The sequence below is a fragment of the Bacillus silvicola genome (assembly GCF_050524305.1).
In the GTDB taxonomy this organism is placed as follows: Bacteria; Bacillota; Bacilli; order Bacillales; family Bacillaceae_G; genus Bacillus_A; species Bacillus_A cereus_AT.
Window position 1 is genome coordinate 1,130,001 of sequence record NZ_JBNGVC010000013.1, and the last position, 21,507, is coordinate 1,151,507.

Below are 21,507 nucleotides of genomic sequence, written 5' to 3' on the forward strand. Positions count from 1 at the left end.
AATAAAAAAAGCTTTGGAGAAATCTCCAAAGCTTAGTCTTGTTTATGACGCATAGCAGGGAATAATAGTACATCGCGAATAGATGGTGCATTTGTTAATAACATAACTAAACGATCAATACCGATTCCTAATCCGCCCGTAGGAGGCATGCCGTACTCAAGAGCTTCGATATAATCATCATCCATCATGTGAGCTTCGTCATTACCTTGCTCGCGCTCTTTTAATTGAGCTTCAAAACGTTCTTTTTGATCGATTGGATCATTTAACTCAGTGAATGCATTTGCATGTTCACGTGCAACGATAAATAACTCGAAACGATCTGTGAATCGTGGATCTTCGTCATTCTTTTTCGCAAGTGGCGAAATTTCTACCGGATGACCGTAAATAAATGTTGGTTGGATTAATTTATCTTCTACTTTTTGTTCGAAGAACTCATTAATAATATGACCAACTTCCATTGTATCTTTAATTTCTACATTATGTTCTTTTGCAAGTTCACGCGCTTCTTCTACACTCATTGGATTCCAGAAATCTGCTCCAGAGTGTTGCTTAATTGCATCTACCATATGAAGACGTGTCCATTCTGGCTCTAGATTAATTTCATAATCACCATATTGGATTGTTGTTGTACCCAATACTTTTTTCGCGATATGAGCAACCATATTTTCTGTTAGTTTCATAATATCATTATAATCAGCGTACGCTTCATATAATTCAATCATCGTAAACTCAGGGTTATGACGAGTTGATACACCCTCATTACGGAATACACGGCCGATCTCATAAACCTTTTCTAACCCGCCCACAATAAGACGTTTTAAATGAAGTTCAATTGCGATACGCATATATAATTCCATATCTAACGCATTATGATGTGTAGTGAAAGGACGAGCAGACGCTCCACCTGCAATCGCGTGCATCATAGGCGTTTCTACTTCAAGATAACCGTTGTCATCTAAATACCTTCTCATTTCACGAATGATTTTACTACGGGTAACGAACGTTTCACGGCTTTCCATACTTGTAATTAAGTCCAAGTAACGTTGACGATAGCGTTGTTCAACATCTTTTAATCCATGGTATTTATCCGGTAATGGACGAAGAGATTTCGTTAAAAGTGTAAATCCTGTTGCTTTTACTGAAAGTTCTCCAACGTTTGTTTTGAACACTTTACCTTCAATACCTACTAAGTCACCTAAATCTGCTGTCGTAAATAACTCGTACTCTTCATCTCCAACAGTATCTTTACGAACATAAATTTGAACTTGCCCGTGTAAATCTTGAATATGCGCAAATCCCGCTTTTCCTTTACCGCGTTTTGTCATAATACGACCAGCGATAGAAACAGTGATTTCTTTCTCTTCTAATTCTTCTTTAGAGAATTCTCCATATAGACTTACTAAGTCAGTTGTTGAATTTGTGCGTTCAAATCGTTTACCGAACGGATCGATTCCTTGCTCACGTAAATTATGTAGCTTTTCACGACGAACAAGCAATTGGTCGTTTAATTCTTCGTGGTTCATGTTATCCATGATATTAATATCACTCCAGCTCTATTAATTTTTACAATATATACAGTATAGCATTTTCTACTCAACTAGAAAAACTGCCAGCAACTAACTGGCAGTTCTTCTTTCTTTCACGTAATTATAGGAAGTGTATAGAAGAATGTCAATCTCCTATGCCCCCTTATTAACCAACATAAATTGTTTGTTGTTTCGCTTCTACTTCTTCTACAAATGCACCTAATACATTCGCAAGGTCTTCACGTGTGTCGCAAGTATTGATACCGTTACGCACACTCGCATTACCACGAACACCTTTTAAATACCAAGCTGCATGCTTTCTCATCTCTCTTACGGCAACATTTTCATTCTTTAAATCGATAAGACGATCTAGATGCAACATACATACATCAATTTTCTCACGCACTGTTGGTTCCGGCATTAACTCACCTGTCTCTAAATACTTTACCGTACGATAAATCATCCACGGATCTCCAAGAGCAGCGCGACCAATCATAACACCATCTACACCAATTTCATCAAGCATACGCTTTGCATCTTGTGGTGTTTCGACATCACCATTTCCGATAACCGGAATATTTACAGCCTGCTTTACTTCTTTAATAATATTCCAATCCGCTTTACCTTCATACATTTGCACTCGTGTACGACCATGAACCGCTACCGCTTGTCCACCAGCACGCTCAACAGCTCTAGCATTTTCTATTGCGAAAATATGATCTTCATCCCAACCAATACGCATTTTAACTGTAACCGGCTTTTCAACAGCATCTACAACCGCCGCTACCATCTCATATATTTTATTTGGGTCTAAAAGCCACTTTGCTCCTGCATCACACTTAGTGATTTTCGGTACTGGGCACCCCATATTAATATCAATAATGTCTGCTGTCGTATATTTATCTACGTATTTCGCAGCATCGACAAGAGTCTCTTTCTCTCCACCAAAAATTTGTAAACTTAATGGCTTTTCTCTCTCATCGATATATAGCATATCTAATGTTCTTTTGTTATTAAGTAATATTGCCTTATCACTTACCATTTCGGCACAAACTAAACCTGCACCAAATTCTTTTACTGTCAAACGGAATGCAGAGTTACACACTCCCGCCATCGGTGCTAATACAACCGGATTTTTCATCTCAATATTTGCAATCTTTAACACTCGATTTGCTCCTTCCTTCATAGTCACTTCGGCATTAGTTCATCTATCGAGACCTTTAATGCTTTAGCAACTTCTACTACAAAATCTTGGGAAGGCGATCGATTCCCTCTCTCAACTTCACCTAAAACAGATACAGATACCCCTAATTCTTTAGCAAAACCTTCTTGTGTATAGCCTTTTAGCTTTCGAAAAGCACGAATGCGTCTTCCCCATTTTTCTGCTTCCATACCGTTACTCCCTCTCGCCTTTTCATTTCTTCTACTTGTGAACATGAAATGTCTTGTTTTATATCTTGATTAATTTCTAACAACGGAACGATAACAAAAGCTCTTTCGAACATCCGCGGATGCGGAACAATAAGATTCTCTGCTTCAATATTTTCTTGATTATATAGTAAAATGTCAAGGTCGATGGTCCTCGGGCCCCACCTAATTTCCCTCTTTCTTCCTAAATCATTCTCTACCTTTTGCGTTATTTTCAATAATTCTTGCGGCGATAAATTGGTAGAAATTTTTATAACTAAATTTAAAAAGCAACTTTGGTCAGTATAACCAACTGGTTCTGTTTCATATACAGACGAAACATCATCAACTTGGATATAAGGGTTTTTATTTAAAAACTGAATCGCTTCAGTTAAATACGTATAACGCTCTCCAATATTTGAACCTAATGCAATGTACGCTATATTATTCATGGACGCTCTCTCGTAATTTCCACAGCTACAGCACGATAATGCCCCGGTATTGGTGGGTCCGGTTTAATTACCTTAATTGTACACCGTGAAATACTCTCATATTCTTTCAATATATCTGTAGCTATATTTTCAGCGATACTCTCCACAAGCTTATACGTTCTATCTTCAACAACTTTTCTACATAGTTCGAAAAGCTCCCCGTAATTGACAGAATGCTTCAAGTCGTCGCTTTCTCCTGCGTGTTTTAAATCTAACTCCACCGTTAAATCCACTTTAAATCTCTGACCTAATTTATTCTCTTCTGGGAATACACCATGATAACCGTAAAACTCCATATCATGAATATAAATTTTATCCAATTATTTTGCCCCCTTACCAATCATCGCGTCCATCATCTTAGCCATACGCGCCATTTCTTTCACATCATGAACACGGATAAACTCACAGCCCTTTTCAATACCAAGACAAACGGTAGCGCCCGTTCCTTCAAGACGTTCCTCCACAGGTAAATCTAATACATGGCCAATAAAGGACTTTCTTGAAGTACCTAAGAGGACTGGATAACCCAGTACATTTAACTGTTCTAAATTACGCATCGCTTCTAAATTTTGTTCAGGCGTTTTCGCAAAACCGATACCTGGGTCTAAAATAATATTCTCATCTGGCACACCAGCATCTTTAGCAATTTTAATACTTTCATACAAATCAGCAATCATATCAGCCATTAAGTTGCGATAGTTCATATTATCTCGGTTATGCATTAAGATAATGGGTACATCATAATAGGCTGCAACTTCAGCAATCTTCGGTTCCGCCTTCGCTCCCCAAATATCATTAATAATATGAGCACCAGCTTCAATCGCTTGTTTTGCAACTTCAGCTTTATACGTATCAATAGAAATAGGTAATTTCACTTCTTTCGAAACTGCCTGAATCATCGGAACGACTCGCTTTATTTCTTCTTCTACCGAAACTTTAGCAAAACCTGGGCGGGTAGATTCACCACCGATATCAATAATATGAGCACCTTCATTTTTCATTTCTTTCGCGTGACGCACTGCAGCATCTACCTCGTCGTAACTCCCACCATCAGAAAACGAATCTGGTGTTACATTTAAAATCCCCATAATTAATGTCTTTTCATTTAAGTTCAATGTATATTCGCCGCAGCGTAAATCATAATCCCACTTCAAATTACACATCTCCTCTTCGCAATTCATTTCTGCTCCACAACTTCTCTCTCTGCACTTCATAAAGATCCATAAATCTTTTTGTAACTATTCCCACTTTGCCCGGGAAATCTTCCCCCTCTATACGATAAAGAGGAACAATTTCTTGAATAGAGTTCGTCACGAACACTTCATCGGCTGAAAGCAATTCATCTTTTGTAAAGAAACCTTCCTTTACTTCTATACCCAGCTCTTCAGCAACCTTTATAATAAATGCACGAGTGATACCGTTTAAAATCCCTGTTTCTAACGAAGGAGTATACAAAGTACCTCCTTTAACAAAAAAGAGATTCGAAACAATCCCCTCTGCAACATAACCTGCTTCAGTAAGGAAAATCCCTTCCTTATTCACACCATTTCCAATTTCGCGTTTCCCTAAAATATTATTTAAATAATGATGGGACTTCAAGCGAAACGCACCCTCTGGTGTATTTCGTACTTGTTTTAAAATAACCCCTTCTTTCTCCACTACTTCTCCTGGAATTGCTAAAGGTTTTATAAAAACAATAACAGATGGTTCTTCATACACATTCGTTTGCAACCCTATTTCATCTATACCCGCCGATACATTAAAGCGTACATACGCATGCTTCAATTCGTTCTTAACGAGTAGATTCTCCAAAATACGTATTACGTCATCTTTCGTCATTGTCCATTTGATTTGCAATGTATCCAGCGCATCCATTAAACGTTCATAATGATCATCCAACAAGAAAGGATGACCATTATAAATACGAAACGTCTCAAAAACTCCAAGCCCATATAAATAACCATGATCATAAGGAGAAATTTTCGCTTCACTCACTTCTACATACGCGCCATTTACGTAAATTAACATAACGTCACACTTGGACTATATTTGCGAATAAAATTATGTAACAACTCTTTCCCATGAGAAGTCATAATAGATTCTGGATGGAATTGTACACCTTCAATCGGCAACGTTTTATGACGAAGCGCCATAATCTCTCCCTCTTCCGTCCAAGATGTGATCTCTAAACATTCTGGTAACGTCTCTTTTTTAACAATAAGCGAATGATAACGCGTTGCAGTAAACGGATTAGGAATATCCGAGAAAATCGTCTTTCCGTCATGATGCATAGGCGACGTTTTCCCATGCATTAATCGTTCTGCACGAACAATCTCTCCACCAAACACTTGCGCAATTGATTGGTGCCCAAGGCAAACTCCAAAAATCGGAATCTTTCCAGCGAAGTATTGAATAACTTCCATACTAATACCCGCTTCATTAGGACTACATGGACCTGGCGAAATCATTAAAAAGTCTGGTTTCATATTCTCAATATCCGAAATAGTCACCTCATCATTACGCTTAACAACAAGCTCTTGTCCAAGTTCTCCAAGAAACTGCACTAAATTAAATGTAAAAGAATCATAATTATCAATCATCAATATCATTTCTCTCACCTAACCGTTTCTTCGCTACTTTCTTTCGCACGCCATAAAGCGATTGCCTTTTTTAACGACTCTTTATATTCATTTTTTGGATTCGAATCAATTACAATTCCCGCTCCAGCTTGCACATGCGCTTGCCCATCTTTAGCAAGCAGTGTTCGGATTACAATATTCAATTCCGTATCTCCGGAATAACCGATCCAACCAATTGACCCCGTATAAATCCCTCGGCGAACAGGTTCTAGTTCTTCAATAATTTCCATCGTACGTATTTTCGGAGCACCAGTAATTGTCCCGCCAGGAAATACAGCCTTTACTAAATCGAACGCATCCTTATCTTCTTCCACTTCACCGCGCACATTAGAAACAATATGCATAACGTGCGAGTACTTTTCAATTACCATAAATTCATCTACTTCAACCGTTCCATATTTACAAATCCGGCCTAAATCGTTTCGTTCTAAATCCACAAGCATTACATGCTCTGCTCTTTCCTTTTCGTTCTCAATTAATTCCCTTGCTAATTCTTCATCCTCTTGTTCATTCGCACCGCGGGATCTTGTACCAGCAATTGGTCTTGTACTTACTTCTGGCCCTTGTTTTTTAATTAGCAATTCAGGCGAAGCACTAACAATTTGAAAATCCCCAAGCTCCAAGTAGCCCATATATGGAGATGGATTAATTTCACGAAGACTTGTATAAATTTCTAGCGGATGTGTTTGTAAAGTTCTTTCTTGCCTTGTCGACAAGTTTACTTGAAACACATCACCCGCTCCAATATATTCTTGAATACGTTCAACGGCCTTTATAAAGCCCTCTTCCGTAAAAGCAACTGCTTCATTTTTCTTTTCAGGACATTCAAACGGCATAGTCAATTTAGGTGCTTCTTTCACCCAAAGATCCTTCCATGCATTTAATCGTTCTTCTGCCTTTTCATGTTTATCTACATAATGCGTAATAATCCATAACACTTGTTCTTTTTGATCGTACACAAACACGTCATCAAATAATAAAAAGAATATATCAGGTATATTCAGATCATCCTCTGCAAGAGAAGGCAGTTTTTCGATATAACGGATACAATCATAACTAAAGTAACCAATTGCACCACCTTGAAAAGGCGGGTACTCCGGATTATAGTCCGTTTTCCATTTCTCCATATATTCTTGCATTAAATCTAATGGATTCCCTTGCTTTATTGTTTCCTTACCACTTTCTCTTATATGTAACGTCTCATTCTTCCCTTGAATTACCGCTACTGGGTCCAGCCCCACAATGTTATAACGACCACCACGTCCACTCTCTAACAAAATATGTTGCGGTTTATCCTTAGAAAGAAATTTATACTGCTTAAAGAAATCTAACTGATATGGAATAGAAAGTGCTAAAGATTTTCTTCGTTGCATATCAACACCCCGTTTTCTTTTATCCCACCCTCTTAGACTAACCAGCTCCAACTACATAAGTTATGTATACAGAGAGTGATTATACTCAAGGGCTAGTGAAAATAAATTAATTATACTACCTCTTATTTTACATGAAGTTTTCTAGTCATTCACTCTTTTCCTTTTTCCAATCCAAAAAGAAAAAGCATCCTCTTTCAAGGATGCTTTTTCAATCGCATTCAATTATGATTCAAATTGATAAAGTGGTGTACTTAAATAACGTTCACCATTACTCGGAATAATAACAAGTACCTTTTTCCCTTTACCCAATTTCTTCGCAACTTCTGTCGCTGCATAGATGACCGCTCCTGAAGAGATACCTACTAAAATACCTTCTTCTCGAGCAACTCTTCTTGCATATTCGAATGCTTGCTCTGTTTTCACTTGAATAATTTCATCATATACCGCTACATCCAATGTCTCTGGAACAAATCCCGCTCCAATTCCTTGGATTTTATGTGGTCCTGGTTTCCCACCAGATAATACTGGCGAATCCGCAGGTTCTACCGCATAAATTTTAATATCTTTATACGCTTCCTTCAGCACTTCACCAGCACCTGTAATTGTTCCACCTGTACCAATACCCGCGATAAACGCATCTAATTGATCACCCATCTGTTCAACAATTTCTGGACCTGTTGTCAAACGGTGGATTTCTGGGTTCGCTTGATTTTGGAACTGTTGTGGTATAAAGTACCCATGTTCTTTTGCTAATTCAGTTGCCTTACGAATTGCTCCACCCATTCCTTCAGGCCCTGGAGTCAATACTAATTCAGCACCGTAAGCGCGTAATAAATTACGACGCTCAATACTCATTGTTTCTGGCATTACTAAAATTGCCTTATATCCTTTAGCTGCTGCTACCATCGCTAAGCCAATACCTGTGTTACCACTTGTCGGCTCAATGATTGTATCGCCCTCTTTTAATAATCCTTTATTTTCAGCATCTTCAATCATAGCTAACGCGATACGATCTTTAACACTGCTTCCCGGATTCATAAATTCTAATTTTAAGTATACATCTGCGCTGTCTGATTCTACGATGCGGTTCAACTTAACGATCGGCGTTTTCCCGATTAATTCTGAAACTGATTGTGCCACTCGCATTCCTGTCACTCCTAACACCGAGTATTTTTATTGGTTTTATCTATATTTAGATTTTGTCAGAAAATTCCCTGTTTGTCAATCCATTTGGGCGGCTGATTCTCCGCATAAACTTCTTTATTACAGACTCTCAATTAGGCTTGTAATATCTTCTTTAGCGAATTTATATCGTTCATTACAGAAGTGACAGTGAACTTCCGTCTCTTCTTCTTCTTCACGAATTTGCTCTAACTCTGTTTTACCTAAACTAATTAACACACTCTCAATACGTTCGCGCGAGCACGTGCAATTAAATTGAACATCCATAGTTTCTAATACTTTTACTTTATCTTCTCCAAGGACTGCATATAGTAGCTCTTCTGGAGAAAGACCTTGTTCGATCAATGTTGATACAGGAGGGATTTTTTGTAAACGATCTTCAATGAACGAAATTGTTTCTTCCTGTGCGCCTGGCATAATTTGAAGGATAAATCCACCCGCCGCCAATACGCTGTCATCTCCATTTACGAGAACACCGACACCAACAGAAGAAGGTGTCTGCTCAGAAACCGCGAAATAATATGTGAAATCTTCACCTAATTCTCCTGAAACGATTGGAGATTGACCGATAAACGGTTCACGCATACCGATATCTTTAATTACCGTTACAAATCCTTCTGTACCTACCGCTTGATATACACGTAATTTCCCTTGTTCTGTCCCTTCAAAATCAACATGCGGATTCGTTACATAACCACGTACATCTCCATTTGCATGAGCATCTACTAAGATAGGACCAATCGGACCGTTACCCTCTACTTTAATCGTTAACTTTTGCTCACCTTTTAGCATAGCACCCATCATTGTACCCGCAGTTAAAGAACGGCCAAGTGCTGCCGAAGCCGTTCTCCATGTATCATGACGTCTTTGCGCCTCACTTACTGTGTTTGTTGTACGCACACTATACGCACGCACTTCTCCATCAAACGCTAACGCTTTTACTAAATAATCTTTCATACTTATTTATTCACCTTTCTCATACTGTAAATTTGCATTACGTTCATATAACATATACAAACCTTTTAACGTTAAAAATGGATCTACAATATCAATTACATTTGATTCTTCTGAAATTAATTTCGCTAATCCACCTGTTGCAATAACTTTCGGTTCTTGTTTAGCTTCTTCTTTCATACGCTTAACAATACCTTCCACTTGTCCAACGTATCCATAAAGAATACCTGATTGCATCGCACTTACTGTATTCTTCCCGATAACACTACTCGGTTTTGTAATTTCAATACGAGGAAGCTTTGCTGCTCTACTATATAACGCCTCTGCCGAAATCATAATTCCTGGCGTAATAACGCCACCCATATAATGTTTCTCTTCGTTAATATAACAATATGTAGTAGCCGTACCAAAATCAACAATGATAAGAGGACTTCCATACAAATGAATACCTGCTACTGCATTTACAATTCGGTCCGCGCCTACTTCACGTGGATTTTCATATTTAATATTCAAACCTGTTTTTATCCCAGGCCCCACTACAAGCGGTTTAATTTTAAAATACTTTTCACACATACGTTCTAAAGCGAACATAATTGGCGGTACGACTGAAGATACGATAATACCTTTCACATCTTCAAAGGAAAGACCTTCATGCTCAAGTAACTGCTTTACAAGCATCCCATACTCATCTTCTGTTTTATGACGATCCGTTTCCATGCGCCAATGCTGACGAAGTTTCCCCTCTTCAAACACACCTAGTACCGCATTTGTGTTCCCTACATCCAATACAAAAATCATATTCTCACCACTTATCTTATTTAATCTATATTTGTGCAGTATGTATAAAACTTATAAAAACATCATATCACACATACTTATATAATCAGTTTTTCTATACTCATCATTGTACAAAAAGATTACTCTCTATTTCAATTTTTAATAATAGTTTTATTTAAATTCTTTTGCCACTTACATTCATTCCACAAATAAAAAAGGAGTGACTATCGTCACTCCTTCATCTCTTACTTATCTTCTGCGTCTTCATCATCTTTCTTCATATTGATGTTTACTTTCACATCATCTGAAGATGTTGGACGCTCTGGTAATCTGCCATAATCATATAAGTGATTAATTTGCTCTGCATCTAATGTTTCTACTTCAAGTAACGTTTTCGCAATAATATCTAGCTTATCACGTTTTTCAGTAAGAATTTGTTTCGCACGAGCATAACAGTCTTTCATAATAGTTTGCATTTCCACATCAATTTCATGTGCAATTGCATCACTGTAGTTTTGCTCTGAGTGGAAGTCTCTTCCTAAGAATACCTGACCACCTTGTGAGCTACCGAATTGCATCGGGCCAAGCTTATCACTCATACCGAATTCCGTAACCATACGTCTTGCAATGCCAGTCGCACGTTGGAAGTCGTTGTGAGCACCTGTACTTACTTCACCAAATACAATCTCCTCAGCTACTCGACCACCAAGTAAACCAGTGATTTTATCAAGTAACTCTGGTTTTGTCATGAAGTAACGATCTTCTTTCGGAAGCATTACTGCATATCCACCAGCTTGACCACGAGGGACAATTGTTACTTTATGAACGATATCCGCTTCATCAAGGACAACACCAATTACAGTATGGCCAGCTTCATGGAATGCAACGATATTACGTTCTTTTTCAGAGATAACACGACTTTTCTTAGCAGGACCTGCAATAACACGATCCGTTGCTTCATCGATGTCGCTCATATCAATTTTCTTCTTATCTTGACGCGCAGCTACTAGAGCAGCTTCGTTTAATAAGTTTTCAAGATCGGCACCAGAGAATCCTGGTGTACGAGTTGCTATTGCTCTTAAGTTGACATTCTCATCAAGCGGTTTATTACGAGCGTGTACTTTAAGTACAGCTTCACGACCATTTACATCTGGACGATCTACTGTAATTTGACGGTCAAAACGACCTGGACGTAATAACGCTGGATCAAGAATATCAGGACGGTTTGTCGCAGCGATGATAATAATACCTTCGTTTGCACCGAATCCATCCATTTCAACAAGTAATTGGTTCAACGTTTGTTCACGCTCATCATGACCACCGCCAAGACCTGCGCCACGTTGACGTCCTACTGCATCAATTTCATCAATGAAAATGATACAAGGAGCATTTTTCTTTGCATTTTCAAATAAATCACGTACACGGGATGCACCGACACCGACGAACATCTCTACGAAGTCAGAACCACTAATAGAGAAGAACGGAACGCCTGCTTCACCTGCAACAGCACGTGCTAGTAAAGTTTTACCTGTACCTGGAGGTCCCACTAATAGAACACCCTTCGGAATACGGGCACCAACTTCAGCGAACTTACGAGGGTCTTTCAAGAATTCAACTACCTCAACAAGTTCTTGTTTCTCTTCATCCGCTCCAGCAACATCTCTGAAACGAATTTTTTTCTTTTCATCATTGTATAGCTTCGCCTTACTTTTCCCGAAGTTCATAACACGGCTACCGCCGCCCTGAGCTTGATTTAATAAGAAGAAGAATAAAATGAAGATAATGACAAACGGAATGATAGAAGTAAAGAATGTTACCCAAGCACTTGTTTCTTCTGCTGGTTGATACTTAACCTCGGCCCCTTGCGCTTTATCATTAATTTTCTTTTGTAATTCCTCAGTATTTGGTGCATAAGTAACAAATTGTTCTCCTTGGTTAGAAGTATTGAATTGTCCTTTTACTTCAAATACACCATTCTTCGGTTGAAGCTGCACATTGCGCACTTCACCTTTTTCAAGTTTAGTAATGAATTTATCGTAGCTAACTGATGTCGTTTTTTGCGTCGAACCATTAAAATAGCTTACGATCCCAATTACTACTAAGAATATCAGTAAATAAAAGATGGTATTACGGAAGATACGATTCATTCCTAACCTCCTCTCACGGCATAAACACTATAGTAAATCGTAACATAGAAAAACTTTCCTATACAATTGTAACGCCTGTATTTAATTAATTTGAGTAAACACTTGGTTTTAATACTCCCACATACGGAAGATTACGGTATTGCTCTTTATAATCTAATCCATACCCTACAACGAATTCATGAGGGACAGTAAATCCAACATAATCCGCTTTCAGATCAACCTTACGACCTGTTGGTTTATCTAATAATGTAACAATTTTTACAGATTTCGCTTTACGATATTTAAACAGGTCTACTAAATAGCTTAGTGTAAGACCGCTATCAATAATATCTTCAACGATTAAAATATCGCGACCTTCTACAGAAGTATCAAGATCTTTTAAGATTTTTACTTCGCCTGTTGAAACAGTAGAGTGACCGTAGCTAGATACAGCCATAAAATCCATTTCAAGATATGTATCTGTTCTCTTTAATAAATCTGCCATAAATGGCATTGCACCCTTTAGTACACCAATTGCAAGCGGTACTGTATTTTTGTAATCCTCTGCAATAACTGCACCTAATTCGAGCACCTTTTCCTGTATTTGTTCTTCAGAAATTAATACTTTTTCGATATCTTGATTCATCATTTCATTATCCTCCCGGAAGACTCCTTGCTTTTGTAGTGAATAATAATATATTTACCCTTCTTTGCTACCTCTTTCGAAATAGCAAATGCAGATCGTTTCAACAAGGGTACCCAAATAATATTTTCACTTGCGTCACAAACGATCGGCCATTCTTCTCTTTTTTCTTTCGGTACTTTCGATTCGATAAAAATAGCTTTTATCTTTTTTGTACCATCCATACCTTGTATTGACATGCGATCTCCATTTTGCCTAGAACGAATACGAAGTGGATACGATATATCATTATACTTAGCAACAAACACTGTTTCATTCATGTTACTTGGTATATCCTCGCTCACCTCTGTTACAAGTTTATCTCCGTTCGGTAATGTAATTGTCCCGGGTACTGATAAATCTTGCAAAAAAGGAGAAACAATTTCTTGTTTAAATCCAAAGCTACATTCTTCGTATGTACGAATAATTTTCAAGCCACCTGGAAAATCCAATGAACCTGAAGGTTGTATCCGCTTAAAAAATTCAATCACCTTGTCAATATGTATAGAAGAAAGCGAAGATGGAATCTTATATTCATAAAGATAGTTTAATATTAGTTGAATCCCTCTCCTTTGTAAAGGCATAGACATGGATTCAAAGGCAGGAATTGATAAGCTAATTTGTTTATCGCTTTTTTTTGTAATTACTTTATTCATTTTCTCAAAAGCTAATTCCTGCAAATAAGCCTCATCCTCTTGCATCTGCACGCTAAATTTTTGGAATTTCTCATGCATTTGTGGATTTTCCTCTTTCAAATAAGGAAGGACATATTTACGTAATCGATTCCTTGTATATACTTCCTTTTTATTACTCGGATCTATACGCGGAATAACTTTTAACTTATTACAGTAATCAACAATCTCTTCCTTAGTTACCCCAAGTAACGGCCTAATTAAATATCCATTATGAAAAGGACGCTTCACTGCAATTCCTGCGTATCCTTTCGGAGTACTCCCTCGTACAAGGCGCATCAAAATCGTCTCTACTTGATCATCTCCATGGTGACCAAGAGCTACATATCTCGCATCATATTTCTTCATTATTGTTTCCAAAAATGCATATCTGCATTCTCTAGCAGCAACTTGTGCATTCATTCCATATTGCTGTTGATATTGCGACACATTAATCCTTATCGTCTCACAAATAACTCCCAGCTCTTTGCAAAGACCCTGTACAAACTGTAGGTCCTCATAAGATTCATTACCTCTAAACATATGATCCACATGTGCTACTACAATTTCGAGTTGCTTTTCTGCCCTTTTTTCTAACAAATAATATAGAAGAGCTAAAGAGTCCGGACCGCCAGAAACCCCTACAACAATTGTTGAATGTTTCTTTAATACATCATGCTGCTTTACAAAGTCATCTACTTTTCCAACAAATGCATCTTTCAACTTCGCAATCACCTTTCATTAAACAAGAACTGCAACATTAGTTACCCTGTATATAATGGTACAACTTTTACAAACATTGTGCAAAAAAAAGATGTACAAAACTCACATTTTTATCTTACATTCCTCCTGTAGATTCAACAAAGTAATTACATTACCTTTTTAATCAAAAAAACCTAGGTAAATACCTAGGTTTTTTTGATTATTTTATTGCGCCTGCATTCCCACTATTGGAATCGTAGCCCACTTCGGCATATTTTTCTTTACTTTCGCCACAACAATAGTCATATCATCATTTATATAACCATCACCAGACCTAATTACTTCTTCCATAATAATATCAGCTATTTCTTGTGGATCCTCTGTTTGTAGTTCTTTAATTTTACGTTTTATCCATAACTCGTGATTCTCCACATGTTGCGCTCCCTCAAAAATGCCATCACTCATCATAATAAGAATATCACCCGTTTTTAATTGCTCACCAACCACATCAACTTCAACATCTTCAATAATTCCTATCGGTAAATTACTTGCCTCAATTTTCAAAATATTATTGCCGCGTTTAACAAAACTCGGCGTCGATCCAACCTTTAAAAACTTCGCACTCGCATCCCGTAAATCTATCATAGCCAAGTCAAGCGTGGTATACATCTCCTCTGTCGTTCTTAAAGAAAGAATTGAATTGATGGACTTAATCGCTATTTCCTCATCAATACCTGATTGAAGGATCTTTTGTAATAATTTTACCGTTTCCCTACTCTCCATATGAGCCCTTTGCCCATTTCCCATACCATCACTAATTGCAAGTGCATATTTTCCAACACTTAAATCCATCATCGCGTAGGAATCGCCTGAAACAAATCCACCACCTTTTGCAGCCGTAGCCAATCCTGTATCAAGAGAATAGGTCTTCGCTGAACCAAATGATATTAAACTGTGACCATTTGGATAAGAGGATTTCTCTTCATGCTTAACAACGATATTTTCTTTTAAAATATCCGAGAGCATCGGCGCAACCAACTTCTCACATTCTCCATGCTCATTAGATACAGCTGGAATCAACATTTCAATATCGATACTTCCTCTGTCTAAACAATAAATATCAACATGCTCCACTTCGACACCAAAATCACGAAACGCTTGTAAAATCTGCTCCTCCTGCGCTTGATGATTCTCTCTTTCTCGTTGTATCTCCTTAGCGAAGTCTTCCATTACTTTTGATACACCTAGTAATTGCTCGGCTACAATTCTACGATTTTCCTTCATTTGTTTTCTTAATTTCTGTCCCTCATAGAAGTGATCTAATTCACCTGCTACTAAATCCGTTACTTTCTTCCCTCTCACACAATGCTTGTCCCATTCACGAACTAACTTCCGATTATGCTGCAACGTTCCTTCTTCTGTCTCGTTCATTATTTGTTTCATATAATCGTACGTTTTATCAAAATTGACTACCCAACATTGATCCTTCTTAAAGCACGTTTGACATGTTTTTGCAGTAATTGTACTTAAAAATAAATCCGCTTCTGTTTCTTTATCTTCCTCTTCCACGTACCCATATACAGAAAAACTATTAGACAAAGCGGCAAATACATTAGCAAATTGATTGATTTTGTTCGCTGTAACATCGCGCATTCTTCGTAAATATTGTTGTTGATCTTGTGAGTGTTCTTGTGTACCTGGCATAAATTTAGCAATACGATCCATAACAAGTTTCGGTGTTAATAAAAAGAAAACAATTGCCACACCAGATTCAATTAAGGTTGTTACAATACTTGTTTGCTTGTCTACATATAACGTAATTAAACTTGTACCAATTAATAATCCTAAACTAACTCCTATACGCTTTCCTTCTTTCAACAATCCCCCAAGCAACCCTGAAAAGGCAAGGAGGCTAAGTTGAGACAAACTAGACACATTCGCTAAACTTAATATCAATCCAGTGACGACTCCCACCGTGGACCCTGTAGCCGCACCAGCAATAAATGCAAATACTAATACTAAGTATCTAGTGAAAATATGTTGAATAGAAGCATCATAAACGAACCAATCTGTTGTACCCGTTAAAACAGATGCTAGTAATATAATTAAACAAACAATTTCTTCTGTTTCTAACGCTTGTTGTTTCCCTTTCCTTTCCACCAAGAGTGGAACACTTTGCAGAAATATCATCGTTAATACGAAACTAAGCCCTGCTTCGATCGTACTAACGAGCAAGTCATACATGGTGACGGTTTGTTGCGCAAAATATACAACAACTAAATGTGCGGTTAATGCGGAGATAAATACTTGGAATGGTACAAGTCCAACAGTTTTACGTGTAAATCGACTAAAGAAGATATTATAAATGAAGAAAGTAAAAATAGATGCAAAAGTAAAAAATAAATTATCTATCGAAACTGAAAGTGCTCCTCCCATTAGAGCTAAAAATGCGAGCGGCATTTTATCTCGCTTCATAACATAAACAGCAGCAAAAAACGGCAATGCAAAAGGTAAGATGTTCGTTAATATATATGCTCGTCCCAAAAGAAAACCAATAACAACAATTATGAATCCCCATCTAAAGAAAACTTGTTCAAATTTCATTCGCAACTTACTTGTCCACTTCATTGTTCCAAGCTGACTTTCATTCATCGCCAATGTACTTGTATTCATAGTAGTCCTTCCTGCTTTAGGCATATTTTTAACACCACCTGCATAGTTTAATTACTGTCATTATAAAAGATGATTATTGGGATTTTTGTCAAAACAACAGTTTTCACTTTTATAATCGTTCGACGTTTTATTCGAAATAAGTCTACATATATACACAGTATTTAATTTATCTATTTATAGTCGATGGAATATTCAGAAAATATAGGGTGATTTTGTAGAAGTGTTGTATGTCTTAATTTACTTAACAAAAAAAGATCATGCAATTTGCATGATCTTTTTTAGATGACCCGTACGGGATTCGAACCCGTGTTACCGCCGTGAAAGGGCGGTGTCTTAACCACTTGACCAACGGGCCGTTAAATTAAATATAGCGGCGGAGGGGATCGAACCCCCGACCTCACGGGTATGAACCGTACGCTCTAGCCAGCTGAGCTACACCGCCATGTCGTCGTATTTAACGGACAATTAGTATCTTACATCAGATATGTTTTAAAGTCAATACATCTAAAAAACTTTTTTAAAAATATATTCTCTCACATAAAAAAGTACCCGAGTAATTACTCTGGGTACCTCTCTATATGCTAAGAATTAAACGGACTTATTATCCGCGACGTGCGCCACGGCCACCACGTTTAGATTCTGTGTTACGCTTTAACGAAGTTAAACGATCTTCACTATCTTTTAAAAAGCGTGCCATCTTTTGCTCAAATGTTTCTTTTGGAGCTCGGTCGTTACCGCCACCGCGGTTATCTCTGTTGAAAGAACGATTATTACGTTGTGGACGTCCAGAACGTTGTTGATCACCACCGCGTTGTTGGTATTCACCACGTGGACGATCTCCTTCTGTTTTTTCGCGTTCTTTCGCTTTTTTAATAGATAGACCAATTTTTCCATCTTTTTCAACATTAATAACTTTTACTTCTACTTGGTCGCCCACTTTTAAGTGATCGTTAATATCTTTCACATAATTATCAGCAACTTCACTAATATGAACAAGACCCGTTAAGCCTTCTGGCAGCTCCACAAAAGCGCCAAAATTTGTAATACCTGTTACTTTACCCTGTAACTTGCTGCCTACCTCGATTGACATAAAAAAAATGCTCCTCCTTAGTGGTTAAAAAGTCAAATTTTACTTTATTATATATAATCCTAAAATATAGTGTCAATAAGACATACTCTACTTAGAAACAGGAAAAATTATCTCCCCTTTTCCGGAGAAGAAATAATCCCTTCTAGCAATCTTTAAAACGTACTCTTCATCATTTAACTTTTGAACTTCGTCTTTTAGACTTTTTTCTTTTTTCGTTAATGAATCCAGTTCTTTTTTCATGTCCTTAACTTTTGCCTCTTTTGCTTTAATGGAACTGTTTTGTTGATAAAACGTTACACTAATACTCGCAATAATTGTAAAAGCAAAGACAAGAAAAACCGCTAAACGGCGATAAAGTCGCTTCCTGTTCTCATCCGTTTGTATTATATGTTCTTTGACAGGATTTGGACTCTGTTTTTCGATTGTTCTTTGTCTCAGTTCCCTCATTTCCGAGGTCCCCCTAACTTCTTTTTTATACGCTCCCATAATTGGGAGATATGTCCCTTCAACTTTGCTATATATTGCAGGAACCCTACATGCTTCGTTATAAAAAGTTTAACACGATTAGGGAGAAGTTTCCATATGAGTGAAGCAATAAATCGAACAGGCCAGAAAAAAACTTTCCATATGAAAAGTAATATCCAAATCGCCATTTTCCATAACACATGTCCAATTGAAAGCAGTACACGAAATAAGAATAATATAAATGCAATAAATAGCTGCGCTATAATAATAACAGGTTTTATCATGAGTAGCTGTATAATTCGAACAAAAAATTGTATTGTTTGCACAAAAATATAGATGAGAAAATTTAACATCTTCATGTATACTGCTTTCAATAAACTTTGATATGCCGCAAAACCGCATAGTAATGCCAAAAATACATATATACGTAATTCAGCTTCATTCACGAGCAGTAATACATAAAAAACAAATAAGGCTTGGACAATCCAAAATAGTATATCATGTATAAATACAAGCCAACGTTTACGCTCTTGGCGTTTTAAGAATCGTTGATACGTATCTAAAGATGCACCAATCCAAGCACCCATTCCAATCATTGAAAGCATTGTATACAACTGAATCGTTAGGCTCATTTAAACAACTTACTAAAGAAACCTTTAGTTTTCTCCCCTTGATTCTCATCGATATACAGCATCTCATGAATTTTCCCTTTAATCGATACAACACCCTTTTCTACATCTAAATTCTTCATCTGTAAATTTTGACCACGAATTGTTAAAAAACCCATTACAGTCTCAAGTAAAAACTCTTCGCTATCAAAACTCTCCACTTGCTTTACACCAGTAATATCGATTACACGCCTGCCACGCATGATAATATCATGCTCTACAGAAACATTTTGTTGATTAGAAGACATAGGTGAGTAACCATTATTCACGAAAATCCCCCCATAGCTTTATACTAGCTAATAGTAATGTATGAAGGGGTGACCCATTTTAGAACAAGCCTTCTTCTGCTTTTACTTTTTCTTCGCGAACTATACTATACATGTTTGCTGCATCTTCTTTTTTAGTCGTTTCTTTCAATTCATTTACTTTCACAGTTACTATTTTTTGACCAAAACGAATTGTTAATTCATCATCTATCTTTACATCTGAACTCGCTTTTGCCACTTGACCATTAATGGATATTCTTCCTTGATCAGATACTTCTTTTGCTAATGTTCTTCTTTTAATTAAACGTGACACTTTCAAAAACTTATCTAAACGCATATCAAGTCCCCCTATTAACGCTCTGTTTGTTTGGCCTCTTCCCATAAAACATCTAACTGTTCTAATGACAAATCTTGCATTTCTTTATTCATTTCTGCTACTTTTGCTTCCATGTATAAAAAACGACCGGTAAATTTCTCATTAGTTGAACGCAACGCTTCTTCTGGATCTATTTTATAATGACGAGCTATATTAACAAATGCAAATAGTAAATCACCAAATTCACCTAGCATCTTTTCCTCATCCATGTTTACAACTTCTTGCTGGAATTCTTGCCATTCTTCTAAGGCTTTCTCTATCATCGGCTGCACATCAACCCAATCAAATCCAACCTTTCCAGCTTTCTTCTGAATTTCATAAGCACGCATTAGCTGCGGTAAGCTTTTTGGAATACCGGTTAAAACAGATTCTTTCACGAATCCCTTTTCTTGTTTTTTAATCTCTTCCCAATTCGCAATTACTTCATCAGCATTATTTACATCCGTATTCCCAAACACATGCGGGTGACGACGAACCATTTTCTCAGATAAAGTTCGAATAATATCGTCTATAGAGAACCAACCTTCATCCTCTCCAATTTGAGCATGAAGCATAACTTGTAATAATATATCACCCAGTTCTTCTACTAAATGATCATCATCCTCTTCATCAATGGCTTCTAGCACTTCATATGCTTCTTCAATTAAGTATTTCTTTAAAGATTGATGAGTTTGCTTTTTATCCCACGGGCAACCATTCGGTCCACGAAGATCAGCAATAATTGCTCTAAGCACATCAAACTGCTGATATAAGGATGCACGTTCCTTAACTGGCGGTACATATACACTCGTTAAATTATTTAATTCCGTTTCATGATCTAACATGTATAATGGTACTTTTTTCACTTGCTCAAATGAAGTTCCTGCAGCTGTTACGATATACACTTCGTAATCATCTGGCAACATCTCCATTAACGGCAGTTTCACATCTGAAGCAACAAACGCATCATACACTTGGCAAAAGATTAAATGTTGACGTAATTCTAATTGCCCTCTTTCAAATGATGTAGCATCAATTAATTGAAATCCTTCAATCGGATCAATTTTTAGACTCGCAAACATCGGATCAAGGAAACTTTGTCCACCTTCAAGTCGCACTTCAATATTTGCTACCTCTCCTTTTTCCAAAAGTAGCTGAACTGTTCTTTCTGCTACAAGCGGATGACCAGGAACGGCATAAATAATTTCTGTACCTTTAGCTTGTTCTAATAACGTATTCGCGATTGTTTCATATACGATTTCAAATGTATCATGCGCTTCGTATACATCGTCAAAAGCTGTATATTTTATGCCTTCTTTCTCCAATTCTTCTATAACTGGGTGTTCCTTCGTTCTAACAAACATATGGTCCGCTTCTTTTATCTTTCGATATACACCCATCGTTAACTGATCTAACTCACCAGCACCTAATCCTAAAATAGTAATAATTCCACTCACAAC

Annotated in this window: 22 protein-coding genes and 2 tRNA genes; all 24 read right to left on the reverse strand. The window is 37.2% G+C overall.

Annotated features, from left to right (window positions below; genetic code table 11):
• Window positions 1–32: 32 nt before the first annotated feature.
• Window positions 33–1,532 carry a lysine--tRNA ligase gene (lysS, locus tag ACP6L7_RS28010; RefSeq protein ID WP_000369685.1) on the reverse strand — a complete coding sequence of 500 codons (1,500 nt, stop codon included), beginning with the start codon at window positions 1,530–1,532 and terminating at the stop codon, window positions 33–35.
• A 160-nt stretch (window positions 1,533–1,692) separates the two neighbouring features.
• Entirely contained in the window at window positions 1,693–2,691 is a 999-nt protein-coding gene (dusB, locus tag ACP6L7_RS28015; RefSeq protein ID WP_141533413.1) for a tRNA dihydrouridine synthase DusB, read from the reverse strand.
• Between the two features lie 23 nt (window positions 2,692–2,714).
• Window positions 2,715–2,918: a helix-turn-helix domain-containing protein gene (locus ACP6L7_RS28020; protein ID WP_000387027.1), complete on the reverse strand. Its 204-nt coding sequence runs from the start codon at window positions 2,916–2,918 to the stop codon at window positions 2,715–2,717.
• Window positions 2,870–3,385: a 2-amino-4-hydroxy-6-hydroxymethyldihydropteridine diphosphokinase gene (gene folK / locus ACP6L7_RS28025; protein WP_097832974.1), complete on the reverse strand. Its 516-nt coding sequence runs from the start codon at window positions 3,383–3,385 to the stop codon at window positions 2,870–2,872. The genes ACP6L7_RS28020 and folK overlap by 49 nt, the downstream gene beginning before the upstream one ends.
• Window positions 3,382–3,744, reverse strand: a complete 363-nt coding sequence (gene folB, locus ACP6L7_RS28030) for a dihydroneopterin aldolase (RefSeq protein WP_097832975.1) — start codon at window positions 3,742–3,744, stop codon at window positions 3,382–3,384. The genes folK and folB overlap by 4 nt, the downstream gene beginning before the upstream one ends.
• Entirely contained in the window at window positions 3,745–4,605 is an 861-nt protein-coding gene (gene folP / locus ACP6L7_RS28035; RefSeq protein WP_141533414.1) for a dihydropteroate synthase, read from the reverse strand.
• Window positions 4,580–5,452, reverse strand: a complete 873-nt coding sequence (gene pabC / locus ACP6L7_RS28040; RefSeq protein ID WP_097832977.1) for an aminodeoxychorismate lyase — start codon at window positions 5,450–5,452, stop codon at window positions 4,580–4,582. Before pabC ends, folP begins: the two co-directional genes overlap by 26 nt.
• Window positions 5,446–6,033, reverse strand: coding sequence for an aminodeoxychorismate/anthranilate synthase component II (pabA, locus tag ACP6L7_RS28045; RefSeq protein ID WP_097832978.1), 588 nt, complete (start codon window positions 6,031–6,033; stop codon window positions 5,446–5,448). The genes pabC and pabA overlap by 7 nt, the downstream gene beginning before the upstream one ends.
• Before the next feature lie 5 nt (window positions 6,034–6,038).
• Window positions 6,039–7,436, reverse strand: coding sequence for an aminodeoxychorismate synthase component I (pabB, locus tag ACP6L7_RS28050; RefSeq protein WP_097832979.1), 1,398 nt, complete (start codon window positions 7,434–7,436; stop codon window positions 6,039–6,041).
• Between the two features lie 222 nt (window positions 7,437–7,658).
• Window positions 7,659–8,582 (reverse strand): cysteine synthase A, encoded by a 924-nt coding sequence (gene cysK / locus ACP6L7_RS28055; protein WP_071745166.1) that lies wholly within the window; start codon window positions 8,580–8,582, stop codon window positions 7,659–7,661.
• Between the two features lie 117 nt (window positions 8,583–8,699).
• Complete coding sequence (hslO, locus tag ACP6L7_RS28060; RefSeq protein ID WP_098361754.1) at window positions 8,700–9,575, reverse strand: redox-regulated molecular chaperone HslO; 876 nt, start codon at window positions 9,573–9,575, stop codon at window positions 8,700–8,702.
• Between the two features lie 6 nt (window positions 9,576–9,581).
• Window positions 9,582–10,370, reverse strand: coding sequence for a type III pantothenate kinase (locus ACP6L7_RS28065; protein ID WP_000578370.1), 789 nt, complete (start codon window positions 10,368–10,370; stop codon window positions 9,582–9,584).
• 224 nt (window positions 10,371–10,594) lie between these two features.
• On the reverse strand, window positions 10,595–12,496 hold the full coding sequence (ftsH, locus tag ACP6L7_RS28070; RefSeq protein WP_097832981.1) for an ATP-dependent zinc metalloprotease FtsH: 1,902 nt from the start codon (window positions 12,494–12,496) through the stop codon (window positions 10,595–10,597).
• 85 nt (window positions 12,497–12,581) lie between these two features.
• Window positions 12,582–13,124 (reverse strand): hypoxanthine phosphoribosyltransferase, encoded by a 543-nt coding sequence (gene hpt / locus ACP6L7_RS28075; RefSeq protein WP_000981839.1) that lies wholly within the window; start codon window positions 13,122–13,124, stop codon window positions 12,582–12,584.
• Entirely contained in the window at window positions 13,121–14,551 is a 1,431-nt protein-coding gene (gene tilS / locus ACP6L7_RS28080) for a tRNA lysidine(34) synthetase TilS (RefSeq protein ID WP_097832982.1), read from the reverse strand. Before tilS ends, hpt begins: the two co-directional genes overlap by 4 nt.
• Before the next feature lie 204 nt (window positions 14,552–14,755).
• Entirely contained in the window at window positions 14,756–17,227 is a 2,472-nt protein-coding gene (spoIIE, locus tag ACP6L7_RS28085; RefSeq protein ID WP_141533415.1) for a stage II sporulation protein E, read from the reverse strand.
• 259 nt (window positions 17,228–17,486) lie between these two features.
• Window positions 17,487–17,558 (reverse strand) — tRNA-Glu (locus ACP6L7_RS28090).
• Window positions 17,559–17,571: 13 nt separating this feature from the next.
• Window positions 17,572–17,645, reverse strand: a tRNA-Met gene (locus ACP6L7_RS28095).
• 159 nt (window positions 17,646–17,804) lie between these two features.
• On the reverse strand, window positions 17,805–18,293 hold the full coding sequence (locus ACP6L7_RS28100; protein WP_000021449.1) for a S1 domain-containing RNA-binding protein: 489 nt from the start codon (window positions 18,291–18,293) through the stop codon (window positions 17,805–17,807).
• An 87-nt stretch (window positions 18,294–18,380) separates the two neighbouring features.
• Window positions 18,381–18,740: a cell division protein DivIC gene (gene divIC, locus ACP6L7_RS28105; protein ID WP_001208735.1), complete on the reverse strand. Its 360-nt coding sequence runs from the start codon at window positions 18,738–18,740 to the stop codon at window positions 18,381–18,383.
• A complete protein-coding gene (yabQ, locus tag ACP6L7_RS28110; protein ID WP_097832983.1) occupies window positions 18,737–19,390 on the reverse strand; it encodes a spore cortex biosynthesis protein YabQ in 654 nt (217 codons plus the stop codon). The genes divIC and yabQ overlap by 4 nt, the downstream gene beginning before the upstream one ends.
• Window positions 19,387–19,695, reverse strand: coding sequence for a sporulation protein YabP (gene yabP / locus ACP6L7_RS28115; protein ID WP_001059100.1), 309 nt, complete (start codon window positions 19,693–19,695; stop codon window positions 19,387–19,389). Before yabP ends, yabQ begins: the two co-directional genes overlap by 4 nt.
• A gap of 58 nt (window positions 19,696–19,753) precedes the next feature.
• Window positions 19,754–20,029, reverse strand: a complete 276-nt coding sequence (locus ACP6L7_RS28120) for an RNA-binding S4 domain-containing protein (protein WP_097832984.1) — start codon at window positions 20,027–20,029, stop codon at window positions 19,754–19,756.
• A gap of 14 nt (window positions 20,030–20,043) precedes the next feature.
• The gene (gene yabN, locus ACP6L7_RS28125; protein WP_097832985.1) at window positions 20,044–21,504 is read right to left on the reverse strand and encodes a bifunctional methyltransferase/pyrophosphohydrolase YabN; all 1,461 of its coding nucleotides are present in this window, start codon (window positions 21,502–21,504) and stop codon (window positions 20,044–20,046) included.
• Window positions 21,505–21,507: the final 3 nt, after the last annotated feature.

Coding starts and splice junctions, on each gene's coding strand:
- lysS (WP_000369685.1), bottom strand. CDS start 1,532: ATGGATAACATGAACCACGAAGAATTAAACGACCAATTGCTTGTTCGT.
- ACP6L7_RS28020 (WP_000387027.1), bottom strand. CDS start 2,918: ATGGAAGCAGAAAAATGGGGAAGACGCATTCGTGCTTTTCGAAAGCTA.
- folK (WP_097832974.1), bottom strand. CDS start 3,385: ATGAATAATATAGCGTACATTGCATTAGGTTCAAATATTGGAGAGCGT.
- folP (WP_141533414.1), bottom strand. CDS start 4,605: ATGAATTGCGAAGAGGAGATGTGTAATTTGAAGTGGGATTATGATTTA.
- pabC (WP_097832977.1), bottom strand. CDS start 5,452: ATGTTAATTTACGTAAATGGCGCGTATGTAGAAGTGAGTGAAGCGAAA.
- pabA (WP_097832978.1), bottom strand. CDS start 6,033: ATGATATTGATGATTGATAATTATGATTCTTTTACATTTAATTTAGTG.
- pabB (WP_097832979.1), bottom strand. CDS start 7,436: ATGCAACGAAGAAAATCTTTAGCACTTTCTATTCCATATCAGTTAGAT.
- cysK (WP_071745166.1), bottom strand. CDS start 8,582: ATGCGAGTGGCACAATCAGTTTCAGAATTAATCGGGAAAACGCCGATC.
- hslO (WP_098361754.1), bottom strand. CDS start 9,575: ATGAAAGATTATTTAGTAAAAGCGTTAGCGTTTGATGGAGAAGTGCGT.
- ACP6L7_RS28065 (WP_000578370.1), bottom strand. CDS start 10,370: ATGATTTTTGTATTGGATGTAGGGAACACAAATGCGGTACTAGGTGTG.
- ftsH (WP_097832981.1), bottom strand. CDS start 12,496: ATGAATCGTATCTTCCGTAATACCATCTTTTATTTACTGATATTCTTA.
- hpt (WP_000981839.1), bottom strand. CDS start 13,124: ATGATGAATCAAGATATCGAAAAAGTATTAATTTCTGAAGAACAAATA.
- spoIIE (WP_141533415.1), bottom strand. CDS start 17,227: ATGCCTAAAGCAGGAAGGACTACTATGAATACAAGTACATTGGCGATG.
- ACP6L7_RS28100 (WP_000021449.1), bottom strand. CDS start 18,293: ATGTCAATCGAGGTAGGCAGCAAGTTACAGGGTAAAGTAACAGGTATT.
- divIC (WP_001208735.1), bottom strand. CDS start 18,740: ATGAGGGAACTGAGACAAAGAACAATCGAAAAACAGAGTCCAAATCCT.
- yabQ (WP_097832983.1), bottom strand. CDS start 19,390: ATGAGCCTAACGATTCAGTTGTATACAATGCTTTCAATGATTGGAATG.
- ACP6L7_RS28120 (WP_097832984.1), bottom strand. CDS start 20,029: ATGCGTTTAGATAAGTTTTTGAAAGTGTCACGTTTAATTAAAAGAAGA.